Annotated in this window: 15 protein-coding genes; 8 read left to right on the forward strand and 7 right to left on the reverse strand. The window is 67.9% G+C overall.

The genetic code is table 11. From position 1 onward, the window contains the following. Positions 1-34 precede the first annotated feature (34 nt). A complete protein-coding gene (locus TU34_RS22515) occupies positions 35-715 on the forward strand; it encodes a TetR/AcrR family transcriptional regulator (protein ID WP_150116624.1) in 681 nt (226 codons plus the stop codon). A gap of 31 nt (positions 716-746) precedes the next feature. Here TU34_RS22515 and TU34_RS19685 read toward each other — a convergent pair whose 3' ends face one another. Next, the gene (locus TU34_RS19685; RefSeq protein WP_065973653.1) at positions 747-1,487 is read right to left on the reverse strand and encodes an ABC transporter permease; all 741 of its coding nucleotides are present in this window, start codon (positions 1,485-1,487) and stop codon (positions 747-749) included. Positions 1,488-1,840: 353 nt separating this feature from the next. Here TU34_RS19685 and TU34_RS19690 point away from each other — a divergent pair, with 353 nt between their 5' ends. The 3 genes from TU34_RS19690 (at position 1,841) to TU34_RS19700 (ending at position 5,150) form a co-directional block, all read left to right on the forward strand. Beyond that, a complete protein-coding gene (locus TU34_RS19690) occupies positions 1,841-2,668 on the forward strand; it encodes a COG4705 family protein (protein WP_045824616.1) in 828 nt (275 codons plus the stop codon). A 147-nt stretch (positions 2,669-2,815) separates the two neighbouring features. Continuing rightward, positions 2,816-3,694, forward strand: a complete 879-nt coding sequence (locus TU34_RS19695) for a COG4705 family protein (protein ID WP_065973654.1) — start codon at positions 2,816-2,818, stop codon at positions 3,692-3,694. 55 nt (positions 3,695-3,749) lie between these two features. Beyond that, the gene (locus tag TU34_RS19700; RefSeq protein ID WP_238981401.1) at positions 3,750-5,150 is read left to right on the forward strand and encodes a sensor histidine kinase; all 1,401 of its coding nucleotides are present in this window, start codon (positions 3,750-3,752) and stop codon (positions 5,148-5,150) included. A gap of 21 nt (positions 5,151-5,171) precedes the next feature. Here the strand turns inward: TU34_RS19700 and TU34_RS19705 are convergent, their stop codons facing one another. The 3 genes from TU34_RS19705 to TU34_RS19715 all read right to left on the reverse strand — a co-directional run bounded on the left by TU34_RS19705 (position 5,172) and on the right by TU34_RS19715 (position 8,134). Then, positions 5,172-5,840, reverse strand: a complete 669-nt coding sequence (locus tag TU34_RS19705; protein ID WP_045824618.1) for a response regulator transcription factor — start codon at positions 5,838-5,840, stop codon at positions 5,172-5,174. Between the two features lie 52 nt (positions 5,841-5,892). After that, complete coding sequence (locus TU34_RS19710) at positions 5,893-6,729, reverse strand: undecaprenyl-diphosphate phosphatase (RefSeq protein WP_045824619.1); 837 nt, start codon at positions 6,727-6,729, stop codon at positions 5,893-5,895. A 97-nt stretch (positions 6,730-6,826) separates the two neighbouring features. Continuing rightward, on the reverse strand, positions 6,827-8,134 hold the full coding sequence (locus TU34_RS19715) for a serine/threonine-protein kinase (protein WP_045824620.1): 1,308 nt from the start codon (positions 8,132-8,134) through the stop codon (positions 6,827-6,829). 125 nt (positions 8,135-8,259) lie between these two features. Here TU34_RS19715 and TU34_RS19720 point away from each other — a divergent pair, with 125 nt between their 5' ends. Further along, positions 8,260-9,522, forward strand: coding sequence for a sensor domain-containing phosphodiesterase (locus TU34_RS19720; RefSeq protein WP_052689077.1), 1,263 nt, complete (start codon positions 8,260-8,262; stop codon positions 9,520-9,522). A gap of 28 nt (positions 9,523-9,550) precedes the next feature. Here TU34_RS19720 and TU34_RS19725 read toward each other — a convergent pair whose 3' ends face one another. The 3 genes from TU34_RS19725 to TU34_RS19735 all read right to left on the reverse strand — a co-directional run bounded on the left by TU34_RS19725 (position 9,551) and on the right by TU34_RS19735 (position 11,570). Further along, positions 9,551-9,964: a hypothetical protein gene (locus TU34_RS19725; protein ID WP_045824621.1), complete on the reverse strand. Its 414-nt coding sequence runs from the start codon at positions 9,962-9,964 to the stop codon at positions 9,551-9,553. A 198-nt stretch (positions 9,965-10,162) separates the two neighbouring features. Continuing rightward, positions 10,163-11,161, reverse strand: coding sequence for a hypothetical protein (locus tag TU34_RS19730; RefSeq protein WP_045824622.1), 999 nt, complete (start codon positions 11,159-11,161; stop codon positions 10,163-10,165). Further along, the gene (locus TU34_RS19735) at positions 11,142-11,570 is read right to left on the reverse strand and encodes a winged helix-turn-helix transcriptional regulator (RefSeq protein WP_045824623.1); all 429 of its coding nucleotides are present in this window, start codon (positions 11,568-11,570) and stop codon (positions 11,142-11,144) included. The genes TU34_RS19730 and TU34_RS19735 overlap by 20 nt, the downstream gene beginning before the upstream one ends. A 101-nt stretch (positions 11,571-11,671) precedes the next feature. On the opposite strand from TU34_RS19735, the gene TU34_RS19740 reads away from it, so the two are divergent. The 3 genes from TU34_RS19740 to TU34_RS19750 all read left to right on the forward strand — a co-directional run bounded on the left by TU34_RS19740 (position 11,672) and on the right by TU34_RS19750 (position 14,229). Beyond that, a complete protein-coding gene (locus tag TU34_RS19740; protein WP_150116625.1) occupies positions 11,672-12,106 on the forward strand; it encodes a hypothetical protein in 435 nt (144 codons plus the stop codon). A gap of 111 nt (positions 12,107-12,217) precedes the next feature. Continuing rightward, positions 12,218-13,153 carry a hypothetical protein gene (locus TU34_RS19745; protein ID WP_045824625.1) on the forward strand — a complete coding sequence of 312 codons (936 nt, stop codon included), beginning with the start codon at positions 12,218-12,220 and terminating at the stop codon, positions 13,151-13,153. Between the two features lie 2 nt (positions 13,154-13,155). Beyond that, positions 13,156-14,229, forward strand: coding sequence for a ferredoxin--NADP reductase (locus TU34_RS19750; protein WP_052689079.1), 1,074 nt, complete (start codon positions 13,156-13,158; stop codon positions 14,227-14,229). Positions 14,230-14,231 lie beyond the last annotated feature (2 nt).

A 14,231-nucleotide genomic window follows, 5' to 3' on the forward strand; every position in this document is an offset into this window, starting at 1 on the left:
TAGGCTCGTCGGATGACCGATCAGGGTGCGTGTGATGTCCGATGACGCGTCGCGGCGTACGGGGATGTCGCGCGCCGAACAGAAGGCAGCCACACGCGCCCGACTGATCACGGCCGCCGGCGAACTGTTCGCCGAACGCGACTACGCCGACGTCACCATCGCCGATCTCGCCGCTCGCGCCGGCGTGGCGCACGGATTGCTGTTCCACCACTTCTCGAGCAAGGAGGGCCTCTATCGTGCCGTCCTCGATGCGGTTGTCGCCGAGATGGACTCGGCGTTCGCCGCTCCGGAAGGCGGCGACACGCCGACCATCATCCGGGCTGCGCTGACCACTCACCTGAACTATCTGGCCACACATCGCGGCGTCGCGTTGAAACTCATCGTGGGCCGTCGCCACGCCGACCCGACGGCGGCGGAGGTGTCCGATCGCAGTCGTGGTCGAGCCCTGTTCGCGCTGGCCACGCTCCTGGATCTCGACACTGCAAACCCGGTCATGCAGTTCGTCGGCGCCACCCTCGTGTCCGCGTTCGACGAGGCCACACACTGGTGGCTCCACCATCCCGCCCCCTTCCCCGTCGACGCACTCGTCCCGTCACTTCTCGAGCTCGCGATCGGTGCACTCGAAGGTGCCCGATCACTCGACGGCTGCCCCGACCTCGAGGACGCCATCGCGACAGTGCGCGTCGCCGCACACGGGTCGGGGGCCGGCGCCTGAACCGTTGATCGGTATCCGTCGCACGCCGACGTCACGCCCGCGCCCGGACACTCGTGCGGTTCCCGCCCACGATGAACGCCAGGGTGACCGCGGTGATCGATTGGGCGCAGATCAATCCGGTGAGCACCGCCAGCTGGAAGCGGGCGGCCTGTTCGGCACCGGCTCCGGCAAGTATCGCCCCGACGAACGCCCCAGGGAGGGTGACCAATCCGACTGTCCGAGTCTGATCCAACCCGGGGACGAGCGCCTCGAACACCGCGCTTCGGCACAGGTCGACAAGGGCCTGCCGGCGGGTGGCCCCGATCGACAACCACGCCTCGACCTCGTCGGCACGGGCCGCGATCGCAGTGAGCAGGTTCCGACCGGTGAGGGTGGCGGCAGTCATGCATCCGCCGATGATGATGCCGGACACCGCGATCAGGTCTTTCGGATCCCTGTCGAGGATCGGGATGCCGACGATCACTCCGACGGTCACCGTGGCGCCGCACCCGCACGCCACCAGTGTTGCCGGCACGGCATGTCGGAACGTCCGCAGCCTCCGTGCTGCGGTGACGACAGCGACGGTGAACATGATCGCGACGACCACGGCGGCCAGACTCCAGTTGGTGATGGCCCCACGCAGTACGAGGGCGACCACGGCGAGCTGCAGCACCGCGCGCAGAGCGGCTCGGATCGCCGGCCCCCGCTGCCGAACCCCGTACCAACCCAAGACGGCCACCGCGATGGCGACGAGCACGGTCCCACCGACGGCCAACCGAATCCAGTGCTCCAACGATCACTCCCAGAGGTCGGCCCGTCGAGGGCGCGGCGGCCGGCTGAAGCGGGTGTCGGCGGCGCACTCGAGCGAGACCGTCAGTGTGGAGGTATGCAGCTGAGAGGACGCTGAGACCTACGTCTGACCCGTCGGGACGGTCGACCACACCCGCCCTCTCAGCCGTTTTGCCGGTGATTCGGTGGCACCACGCACATCGGTGTCGCCGAATCACCGCCGTCAGGGCAGTAAGAGCAGTTCACCGTCTTCTCAGGTGCGTACAGCGTCGTCACAGGATCGCACCTTCACAGTGGGGTCCACGCCGGAGGTGCTCTTCCCGGCGACAAGCCACCATCTGGACGAAAGGCCCAGCCATGCATCAGCGACCGGTCGCACCACCATCCCGCATCGCGAGTCAGGCGCTGAGCAAAGTCCCCGAGGTCACGATCTTCTTCTGGGTCATCAAGATCCTGGCGACCACGGTCGGGGAGACGGCCGCCGACTACCTGAACATGACGATGGGGTTCGGGCTGACCAACACCACCATCGTCACCGTCGCAATCCTCGTCGTCAGCCTCGCCGGCCAGTTCGCGGTCCGCCGTTACATCCCGGTCCTCTACTGGTGGATCGTGGTCGTCATCAGCGTCACCGGCACGCTGATCACCGACAATCTGACCGACAACCTCGGCGTCCCGCTGATCGCGACCACGATCGCCTTCGCCGCCGTCCTCATCGCGGTCTTCACCGCCTGGTACGTGGTCGAGGGGACGCTGTCGATCCACTCCATCCGGACGCCACGACGTGAAGCGTTCTACTGGCTCGCCATCCTGTTCACCTTCGCGCTGGGGACCGCCGCCGGCGACCTCATCGCCGAGAAGTTCGCGCTCGGCTACACGTGGTCGCTCGTGTTGTTCGCGGCGGTGATCGGGGCGATCACGCTGAGCCACTACGGTGTACGGCTCAACGCCGTCATCGCGTTCTGGGCTGCCTACATCATCACTCGGCCTCTGGGAGCATCGTTGGGTGACCTGCTGACCCAACCCACCGATGCCGGCGGCTTCGGACTCGGCACCACGGGGGTCAACATCGCCTTCTTCGTCGTCATCATCGCTCTCGTCGCCTACCTCACCGCCACAAAGGTCGACCGACTCGAACAGCGTGACTCGTCGCCGGGCACGATCCGCGAGGCGGCCACATCGTGACCCGAAGCGTCACGTCGTCGACAGACCGACTGTTCGGACTCGCGATGGGGTACATCGGTGTTGACGCTCCCTTTACCGTCCCACAGGACCCTCTCAGCGGGCGCTGTCCACACTGAGGACTCGTTCCCGACGACCCTGGAGTGCTTCGTGCCCACCTTGCGAAAATCGACACCCGACACCGCCGGTCATGCTGCGATCGCGGGCCGTTTGCGGGTCCCCGAGATCACCGCGCTGTTCTGGGCGATCAAGATCCTGACGACCGGCATGGGCGAGACCCTGTCGGACTTCCTCGGAACCCACGGCAACGACATCCTCAACGCCGCCGCCATCCTCCTGGTGTTCGGCGCCGTGTTCGCGGTCCAGTTCCGCGTACGTCGCTACATCCCGGCCGTCTACTGGGCCTGCGTCGCCATGGTGAGCGTCCTGGGCACCGTGGTCGCCGACGTCGCTCACGCCGTCGTCGGGATCCCCTACATCGCCACCAGCGTCTTCTTCGCCGTGGCCGTCGCGGTGATCCTGGCGCTCTGGCACCGCAACACCGGCTCGCTGGACGTGCACACCATCACCGCACGCGCTCCCGAGTTGTATTACTGGGCAACGGTCATGGCCACCTTCGCACTCGGAACCGCGCTCGGTGACCTCACCGCCAGTTCGCTGCATCTCGGCTACCTCGCCAGCACCATGGTCTTCGCGGTGGTCATCGTGATCCCCCTCATCGCCTGGCGACGCGGCGCCAACCCCGTCCTGACGTTCTGGGCCGCGTACGTGGTGACCCGGCCACTCGGTGCGTCGGCGGCCGACTGGCTCGCCGATCCGACGTCGAAGAGCGGCTTGGGCTGGGGCACAGGGCCTGTCACAGTAGCGTGGCTCGCTGCGATCGTCGTTCTCGTGGCGATCGTGGCCGTCGGTCAGCGGCGGTCGACGAACACGGTGCCCGCCGAGGCCGGGAGCGCACGGGAGCCGGCGGACCTCGACCGGGCCACGAAGCCCGATGTGATGACGAGGGTGCCCGGGCACCGGTCATGAACCCGTTCGCTCCGTGGACCACCGTGATGCGCGAGGATCCGCCTACTCTGCAGCGATGAGCTCGCGAATGCGGTCCGCTGTGCGCGCAGTGGGCCATCACCTGGCGGGGGTGCGTGTCCGCCTGACGGTGGTGGCGACCGTTCTCCTGGCGGTCGCCCTCGCCTGCGCGGCCGCGATCATGCTGTCGGTACTGCACAATTCTCTGCTGAACTCCGCCGACGCGGCGGCGGCGGCGAGGGCCACCCAGATCGCGGCGACCGTGCGCACGGAATCGCTGCAGGGCATCGACGCCGAGACCGTGGCGCCATCGAAGGATCTCGACATCATCCAGGTCCTCGATGCGGCCGGGCGCGTGCGGGCCTCGAGTCCCTCGGGCCGCGGTGGTCGGGTGGTCGATCCGGTCGCGGTCGGCGCGCACGAGACCATCGACGGCGCTCAGATCGATGGCCGAGGCGATGAATTCCGGACCACGGTGGTCGGGGTCGACTCGCCGGCGGGACCATTGACCATCGCCGTCGGTGCCGCCGAAGGACCCATCAACGACGTCGTGATCACCGTCGCGATCCTTTTCTGCGCGGTGTTCCCGATCATCCTGTTGGTGTTGGCCTTCGCCTCATACCTTTTCGTCGGCCGCGTGCTCCGGCCCGTCGAGGGCATCCGCGCCCAGGTCGCGGAGATGTCGAGCAAGGATCTCAGCGCCCGGGTACCCGAGTCAGGGGCGGGCGACGAGATCTCGACGCTCGCGAGAACCATGAACGCGATGCTCGACCGCCTCCAGCTCGCGCGCGAACAGCAACTGCGGTTCGTCGGCGACGCGTCCCACGAGCTGCGCAGCCCGCTGATGAGCATCTACGGTCTGCTCGATCTCGCCCGCACCACCGGCCGACCACTCGATCTCGCGACGATCGACTCGATCATGCTGCCCGAGGTGTCGCGGCTGCAGGCGATGGTCGACGATCTGCTGCTCCTCGCCAAGGCCGACGAACGCGGGATCCCTGTCGTCATGGAAGACGTGGATCTCGACGACATCGTGGCCGAGGCGGCACATCGCACCGACACCCTCAGCCCCATCACCATCCGTGCGCGGGTGACACCGATCCGGGTCAGCGGTGACCGCGAGAAGCTCTCGCGTGCAGTACGTAATGTTGTCGACAACGCTGTGCGCCATGCGCATTCGGCGGTGACCATGACCATGGCGACGACCGAGGACGGCATGGGACAGATCGTCGTGAGCGACGACGGCCCCGGGATCCCGGCCGCAGAGCGAGAGCGGATCTTCGACCGGTTCGTGCGTCTCGACGCAGACCGGGAACGTTCCGCCGGAGGGTCCGGCCTGGGCCTCGCCATCGTGAGCGAGATCGTGCGCGCGCATGCGGGGACGGTGCGCGCAGGCGAGGCGCCCGGCGGGGGTGCCGCGATCACCATCAGCGTCCCGACGAGCGCATCGGCGGAGTGAGAGTCGCCGTCGATCCCCGACTCACTCGTCGAGCCGGTACCCGACGCCGCGGATCGTCTGCAGGCTGGTGACACCGAACGGTCGGTCGACACGTCGGCGCAGATAGCCGATGTAGACCTCGACGATGTTCTCGTCGCCTTCGTAGTTCACGTCCCACACCCCCTGCAGGATCTCGTTCTTGGTCAGAACCTGCCCCTTGTGTCGCATCAAGAACTCGAGGAGACCGAATTCGCGTGGCGTGAGGGTGATCTCGACGTTCCCGCGCCGGACGCGGTGCGCGGAGGGGTCCAGTGACAGCGATCCGGCGGTCAACGTGACGGGACGCTCGGGAGCGCCGCGGCGGACGAGCGCGCGCACTCGTGCGATGAGGACGGCGACCGAGAAGGGTTTGATCAGATAGTCATCGGCCCCGAACTCGAAGGCGTCCACCTGATCGTGGTCGCCGTCTTTCGCGGTCAACATCAACACCGGTGTCCAGACGGAGCGTTGCCGCAACGTCCGGACCACCTCGTAGCCGTTGAGCCTCGGCATCATGATGTCGAGAACGATGACCTCGTAGGTGGTGGTCGAGGCGAGGTGGAGTCCGTCTTCGCCGTTGTGCGCCAGCTCGACGACCCAGCCCTCGGCGACCAGCGTGCGCCGCAACGTCTCAGCGCCGTTCCGATCGTCCTCGACCACCAGGACCCGCATCATCGACCTCCGCTCGCGATGGCCTGAACCGTGCTCCGGCGTCGGACACCTGTCATGTCGCAGTCAACACCCCGGACCCGAGAAGTGCGATCAGGACCAGGCCCAGCGCCACGCGGTAGCCGACGAAATAGGTGATCGGGTGTCGCCCCACGAACCGCAGGAGCCAGGCGATGCTGGCGTAGGCGACGACGAGGCTGACCAGCGTGGCCACCGCGGTGGCCGCCCAGCCCACCCCGTGGGAGATGTCCTTGGCCGACGTCGCGGCCTCGTAGCCGCCCGCGGCCAGCAGCGCGGGAATGGACAGATAGAACGACAGGCGGGTCGCGGCCACGCGGTCGAGCCCCCGGAACAGTCCCGCCGAGATCGTGGCGCCCGACCGCGACACACCCGGGATGAGCGCTATGCACTGCAGCACTCCGACGACCACACCGTCGACGACCGTCACATCGCGACCCGTCCGTCGCTGCGTCGCGACACGCTCGGCCAGATACATCACGACGCTCCAGACGATCAGCGCCGCGGCGACCACCCACAGACTGCGCAGCGGTCCCGAGACGACGTCTTTGGCGAGGAACCCCACGATCCCGATCGGGATCGATCCGATGATCACCGTCCACGCCATCCGGTAATCGGGGTTGTCACGGTCGGATGCCGACCGTAGACCCCGTACCCAGGCGACGATCAAGCCGACGATGTCGGAGAAGAAGTAGATGATCACCGCCGCGATCGCCCCGACCTGGATGATCGCGGTGAACGCCGTCACCGACGCGTCGTCGATCCGCAACCCCATCAGCTTCTCGGCGATGGTCAGGTGACCTGTCGACGAGACCGGCAGGAACTCCGTCAGTCCCTCCACGATCCCGAGCACGATGGCCTGGATGATGTTCACTCCGACGTCTCCTCCGACTCGACCGCGAAGGACGGACCTGCCCACGCGTCAGTAGGAGACCACAGCGCCGCTGAAGAATCGCTGAGAGACGAGGCAACTACTTCTTGTCGCCCTTCTCTTTCCCGATCCCGTTCCCGTTCCCGATCCCGTTCCCGTTCCCGTTGCCGTTGCCACCGGGCGGCGCCGCGGGCACGACCGCGTTGGTAGGGGGCGTCGGAGCGGCTGCGGGTCTCGGAGAGTCTGCGGTCGGCGGATCGGCTGCGGCCGTCGGCGTGGCGACCGCGGACGTCGCGACCGCGGTCGATGACGGCGCGGCCCCGCGCGACACCGGCGCGGCGGAGGAGATGGCCGGTGAGGGTTGCACGCCGGCCGGCGCAGAATCCGGGCCCGACGCGATCCACAGGACTGCACCGATCCCCACGGCCACCATCGCGACTCCCATGGCCCACGACCACCACGGGAGTCGAGCGGCCGTGCGGGCCGGCACCTGCGCCCCGGCGAACACCGGCTCGGGCTGCGCGGCGGTGAACACCGCGGTGGGTGCGGGCGCCCCGTGCTCGATGTCGCGCAGGCGTGCGGCCACCGACACCGCGGTGGGTCGGTCGGCAGGTGCACGCGCGGTCATGTCGGTCAGGAGCGACGCCCAGGCCGGCCCGAACTCGATCGGCACGGCGGGATCGCTCTGTAACCGCGCCATCGCCGACGCGACCGCGGTCCCCTCGAACACCATTCGCCCGGTGAGACATTCGATGAGCAGCAGGCCGAGTGCGTAGACATCACCGGGTGGTCCCGTCGCGCTGCTCCCGGTCGCCTGCTCGGGACTCATGTAGTGCACGGTCCCGACCGTGGTCCCGTGCTCGGTGAGGTGCTCGGCGTCGATCACGCGAGAGATACCGAAATCGGCGAGTTTCGACGACTGCTCGCGGCCGCCGACGGGTGGGCTCGGCATCAGGATGTTGGCGGGCTTGATGTCCCGGTGCACCACCCCCGCAGCGTGGATGTAGGCGAGGGCGTCGGCCAACTCTCGACCGATCTGCGCCACGGCCGCCGGCGGCAGCGCGCGATCCCCCCGATGGGTACCGAGCGTCGGACCGTCGACGAGTTCCATGATCAGGTACGGGACATCGACCCCGTCGAGGTCCTGCGTGGTCCCCGCGTCGAAGAGGCTGATCAGGCCCGGGTGCGACAGCGACGCCAGCGTGCGCATCTCGGCTTCGACACGGCGTCGATCGTCCACCGAACGGGGGTGGACGCGGAAGAGCTTGACGGCGACCGGACGGCCGAGGAGCTCATCGGTGGCTCCGTACACGTCGGCCATGGCACCTCGTCCGAGCGCGCGGCCGAGACGGTAGCGTCCGGCGACCACCCGCGCGTCGGCCGGCACACCGCCCGCCACTGTCGTCATCGATGCTCCTACCGCGAGACCCTGCCTGTCGGTGGAGCCTATCGCCGCCGACTCGCGGCCCGGACCGAGCGTGTTGGCACAATGCTCTGGGGGTGGAGGACCGGGGACCGAGGAAGGATCCACGCGTGCGCCCATCGACCGATGCGGCCGAGCCGTCACCGATGACGGTCGACATCGAGACCGTCTATCAGCCCGTTGTCGAGGTCGAGACCCGTGCGGTGGTCGGATTCGAGGCCCTCACCCGCGCGCCGTCCGGCGTCTGGTCGTCTGCGGGTGCGATGTTCCACGCCGCGGAACAACAGAACCTGACCGTGGAGTTCGACTGGCGGTGTCGTGTCACCTCGCTGCGCGGTGCGCTCGCCGGCGGCTTCCCGAGCGGCTTGACCCTGTTCCTCAACGCCGAACCGGCGGCGCTCGACGCCACGCCTCCGGCGGACGCCCATCCGGTGCTCACGGCCGCGCGCGGGCTGTCGGTGACGGTGGAGATCACCGAGCGACACCTCATGCGCGATCCGGCCGGACTGCTGCGGGCCGTCGAACATGCGCGGCGTCTGGGATGGCGGATCGCGCTCGACGACGTGGGCGCGGACTCCTCGAGCCTCGCGATGCTCGAGCTGCTGCGACCCGACGTCATCAAACTCGACATGAGCCTGGTCCAGGAGCGTCTCGCGCCCGATGCTGCCGACACCATTGTCACCGCGGTCCGGACCGAGGCCGATCGGACCGGGGCGGTGATCGTCGCCGAGGGGATCGAGAACGAGCGCCACGAGCAGCGCGCGATCGATCTCGGCGCCCACCACGGGCAGGGCTATTTCTACGGTCGCCCCGGTCCGCTTCCGACCTTCGGTCCGTCGGGCGATCTGGCAGAGGGGATCGATCGGGCGCCGCTGCCCGCGGTGACCGTCCGCGACCCGGCCGCGGTCACGCCCTGGGGTGTGTGCCGATCCGTCGCGGGGCGCCACGGCATCGACGGGAACGACCTCGCCGCGTCGGAGGAGCGGCTACTCGCGCGTGCGGCGCAGCTCGGTCCGTCCGCGATGGTCTTCGTCACGATCCCGTCGTCGAACGATGTCTCGCCTGATCGCCACGCCCTGCTGCGCGATGTCGCATCGCGCACGGCGTTGACGGCCGTCTTCCACACCACACGAGTCGGCGACGAGACCGGCTCACGCGCCGTGGTCATCGACACCGAGGAGCCGTTGGCGCGTGAGCGATCCGTCATCGTGGTGTCGCCGACGTTCACCGCGTCGTCGGTCGCGCTCGAGGCCGGTCAGGCGGCCGACGGCTCACGACGGTACGAACGAGTGCTCACCGAGGATCGCGAGATCGCACTCGGCGCGGCGACGTTGTTGGCTCGTCGGATCCCCGCGCACGATCCCGTCGGATGAGCGTCGTTCGTCGTCGAACGTGTCGGGCTCAGTCGGCCCCGGGCGCGAGAAACGCCGCGGGCGGACGGTACGGCTCGACGTAGTTCGTCGCCGGTGACCCTCCCGTGCCGGGGTAGGCGCGGCGGTACCGCGAACGCTTCACGCGTGCGATGTGCTCCTGCAGGGTGCGATCACCACGTGCCATGGCGCGAGAGCGGATGGAATAGATCGTCAGACCGTAGAGGACGACCCAGACGACGAGTGCGGCGATGCCGGCGACGGTGAGGCCTGTGGCGACACCCGCCAGACCCAGTGCGAACGCTGCGGATCCGAACATGAACGCCGCCCATCCGACCTGACCCCAGACCGCTGCGCGCCGTAGGCGTGCTCGGCGTTGCCGTGCCGCGCTCATCGGCGGCGCGTGACGCAGGTGGGGCGACGAGAAACTCATGGTGACGGCCATAGCGCTAACCTCCTACGGTGTGATCTGGGCCACATCGTCACGTCAGAATACCGCCGCCCGCTCCTGAACTACCTGTTCAGAACCTGAGAATCTGAACGCATTCTCTGAGCGAACGGGTCGGGGCGATGAACCCGTGCCCGATGGCACACGCGTACCGCCGGAACCCCCTTTTGCGCCCCTTTGTCACTGTGCGGTCTGTCATCGGTCGCCACGCAGCAGGGCGGTGACATCCCCCGACGCCGTGCGATAGCCGAGGCCGTAGTCCACCGCCACGCGGCGGCAACCGTCGGTCTCGACCGACAGCGTCGCGCCGCCGGATCCGTCCGGCCGATAGAGGGACATCACGGCGACCTCGGTGGCGTCGGTGTCGCACGAGGGTGCACTCGGGGCCGAGATGGACTCGCGCACGATACGACTGGCGTCGGCTGCGGTCAGGCGTCGCGCCTGCGCCCCGGACATCCGCAGATCGCCCGTCGACGACCGCGACGTCCGGTAGCTACACACCGTCGACGCGGCGACTGCCCGCGTCGGGAACCGCAGTGTGCCTTCGCGAACCGTGTCCGAGTAGAGGTCACCGTTCGTCCGCGCGAACCCCGCCGAGCGGCCGCGGCAGATCGTCACGGGGACCACCCCGAGATCTCGGACCGGGGTACGTCCGATCTCCCTCAGCGCTTCCCACGCGGCGAGTGGCTCGTCCCGGTACCCGCACACGACGCGAGGCCACGCCACGCGGATCGCACCCGCGTCCGACACCAGCCAGGTGGCGACAGGCGCCACGACGTTGACGGCACAGCTCACCGAGGTGTTGCGATCGGTGCGTTCCGACGGGCGGTCGATGGCACGCACGAACGCATCGACGTCGCCGCCGAGTTCCACCGCATCGATCACGGTGGTGCCGCCGGGACCATCCGAGGTCCGGCAGCTGACCACCGTCCTCGCCCGGAAACCGTCGGGCACCGACCCCTCACCCAGGTTCTCACCGGTCGCGCCGCCCTCCACGCCGAACCCCCCGACGATGTCGGGGGTGGTGCAGGACGCCTCGGACGAGATCGGTGCAGCGGGAGGCCGATACGACTCGGTCCCGTCCGAGAACAGTTCGCATCCGGCAACGGATGTCACCACCGCGGCCGTCGCCACCGTCATCACCACCGCGCGAACCGTCAGCACGGCGACGACGTCATCGGCGCGACCCGGCATCGGCGGGCTCGTCGACCGGTTCGGAGTCGCCGGCACTGGGCGGCAACCGCGGCACGATCATCTGTTCGGCATAGTTCTTGCCCCAGTCGTTGAGAGCTTCGACGAAGGGCGCCAGCGCTTTTCCCTGCTCGGTGAGCGAATAGACCACCTTCGGTGGCACCTCGGGGAACACGGCGCGTTCGACGATCCCGTCGGATTCCAGTTCCCGCAGCTGCCGGGTGAGGACCCTCGGGGTCACGGGACCCACCGCACGCCCGAGCGCCCCGTATCGCATCGGGGCGTCGAGCAGGTGCTTGACGATGGTCATCTTCCAGGCCCCGCCGAGCACCGCCACGCTGACCTCCACCGGGCACACCTCGTACGCGCGCCGCACCGGCTCACGCAGCGTCGGATGGTTCTCGTCTGTCATGTCGCGGCTCCCGCGGCATTGCCCTCGCGGGGACAGTGCCGTCCATATGGACGCAATTGTGCGTACTACCGCGTCAGAGCCTACTGCTCTAGACAGAACCCATGACCGCTACGAACAGACACGACCTCCTCGAGCAGTGCGCTCGACGTGGCGATGAACCCCCTGGCGACTTCGGACGCATCACGTCACGCCTCTGCGGCGCAGCGCTGGGCAGTGCCACGGTGGTGGCGACCATCCTCGCCGCGGTCAGTGCCCACGGGGCCGGCCCGGGCGCGATGGTGGCTCTCATCTGCTCGGCAGGGATACTCACGATCGCGCACCTCGGCCTGCAGTTCCAGGCCGCGGTCGCCGTCCTCCGCGACGGATCCGTGGCCGTCGGAGTTGTGGTTGCGTGCGTCGTCACCACATCACTCGTGGCCCTCTACCTCCTGGCCACCGGGACCTCGGGCGGGTTCGAGGCACTGGTCGTCACCGCCGGGTGCGCGGTCCTGCACGGGCGGTGCCTCGCCCCGTCCGATCACCAGGTGCGCCATTGACAACTGTGACAATCTCTGGTGACACTATCGAGGAACACTCGCTCGCGGCCACCCCACGTTCGACGGCCGCACTGCTTCGCGCTCCGCGCGTTTGAAAACAGGAGACCTCTGATGACTGCACCGACGACCACGTTCGACTTCGACGCGATGCTGGCCAAGATCAAGGACAAGCAGTGGTCGCTGGCCGACATCGACTGGGAAGCGCCCGGCGCCGAGTTGATCGACCCCGAACTGCACGCACGACTCAAGCCGTTCATGTCGGACCTCATGTGGATCGAGAACGTCGGTGCTCGCGGGTTCGCCGCGATGGCGAAGAAGGCCCCGACCGACACGCTGCGCGAGATCTACACGTACTTCCACGCCGAGGAACAGAAGCACGCCAACGCCGAACTCGCGCTCATGCGTCGGTGGGGGATGCTCGACGGTGACGAGATGCCGGAGCCCAACGTCAACGTCAAGCTGATCATCGACTGGCTCGACAAGCATGCCGACGGGCTGAGCCTGAGCGTGTTGGGCACCGTCATACCGATGCTCGAGGTCGCCCTCGACGGCGCGCTGGTCAAATTCATCATGGACGAGATCCATGACCCCATCTGCCAGGAGGCGTTCAAGCACATCAACGCCGACGAATCGCGCCATCTCGCCGTCGATTTCGCGGTCATCGAACTGCTCGGCAACTCGACCATGCGCAAACTGCTCGTCGACACCGTGGGCGCGTGGATGAACCCGTCACTCATCATTGGGACCCTGCGTTACATCCCGCTGCTGAACAAGATGCGCGACAACATCGTCACCATGGGTGTCGACGAGGAACGGCTCTACAGCGCGATGAAGCGTTTCAAGAAGGTCGGGCAGCGTAATCCCGCGGCACTGCGGGTTCCCATGTACCGCTTCATCCAGTGGCACGGCGACATGGTGATCGACCGCAGCCACCCCTACCACCTTCTCGCCGACCGCCTGGTGAAGATCACCAAGCACTATCCGACGCGCACGCTCAACTCGAGCCCCACCTGGTCGAAGGAACTCACCTACGAGCCGACCGCCTGACGGTGGGTTCTCCCGACGACGCGCCCTCGTACACGTCCGGGCGGCTGCAGCTCCGGGTCCGTGAGGTGATCCGTGAGACCGCCGATGCCGCGTCGGTGGTGTTCGAGTCGCCACACGACGGATTCACCTATCGCCCAGGTCAGTTCATCACCGTCGGTGCGCAACTCCCGGAGGGGCTGGCACCGCGGTGCTACTCCCTGTCGACCGCACCCGATCATGATCCCCACCCGGCCATCACCGTGAAACGGGTCGCCGGCGGGCAGGTGTCGAACTGGTTGATCGACAACGTCGCCCCGGGCATGAGTGTCGACATCATCTCTCCGACCGGAGGATTCACCCCGCGCGAGTGGACCCACGACTTCGTGGTCGTCGCCGCGGGCAGTGGCATCACACCGGCGATGTCGATCATCAAGACCGCGCTGATGACACACGACAACGCCATCACGTTGATCTACGCCAACCGCGATCAGGAGTCGGTGATCTTCGCCGACACCATCGCGACCCTGCAGGAGACCTACCCCGACAGACTCGTGGTGCAGCACTGGCTGGAGTCCGAACGCGGGCTGCCGACCGCAGCGGGTATCGGGTCGTTGATCGCCGGGATCGACGACGGAGCGGCGGCGTACCTGTGCGGCCCGACGCCGTTCATGGACGTCGCGCACGAGGCGCTCGAGGCCGCCGGCCTGCCCGTGGCACGCATCCATCGCGAACTGTTCTATTCGTTGACCACGAACCCGTTCTCGGCCGCTGCGACGACCACGCCCGCGGCGCCGGTGTCGCCGGGACAGCCCGCGGAGACCGGAACGCGGGTCACCGTCGAGATCGAGGGCGAGACCCACGAGGTGGCGTGGCCGCGCGACGCGATCCTTCTCGACGTCCTGCTGGACAACGGGATCGAGGCGCCGTACGTGTGCCGCGAGGGGAACTGCGGTGGGTGCGAGTTCATCCTCACCGAGGGCGAGGTGGAGATGAGGGTCAACGACACCCTCGACGACTTCGATCTACGCCGTGGTGCCCGTCTGGCGTGCCAGTCGACACCGGTCACCGACATCGTCGGAATCTCCTACGACAGCTAGCG

This window comes from Williamsia herbipolensis (assembly GCF_000964005.1).
Lineage (GTDB): Bacteria > Actinomycetota > Actinomycetes > Mycobacteriales > Mycobacteriaceae > Williamsia_A > Williamsia_A herbipolensis.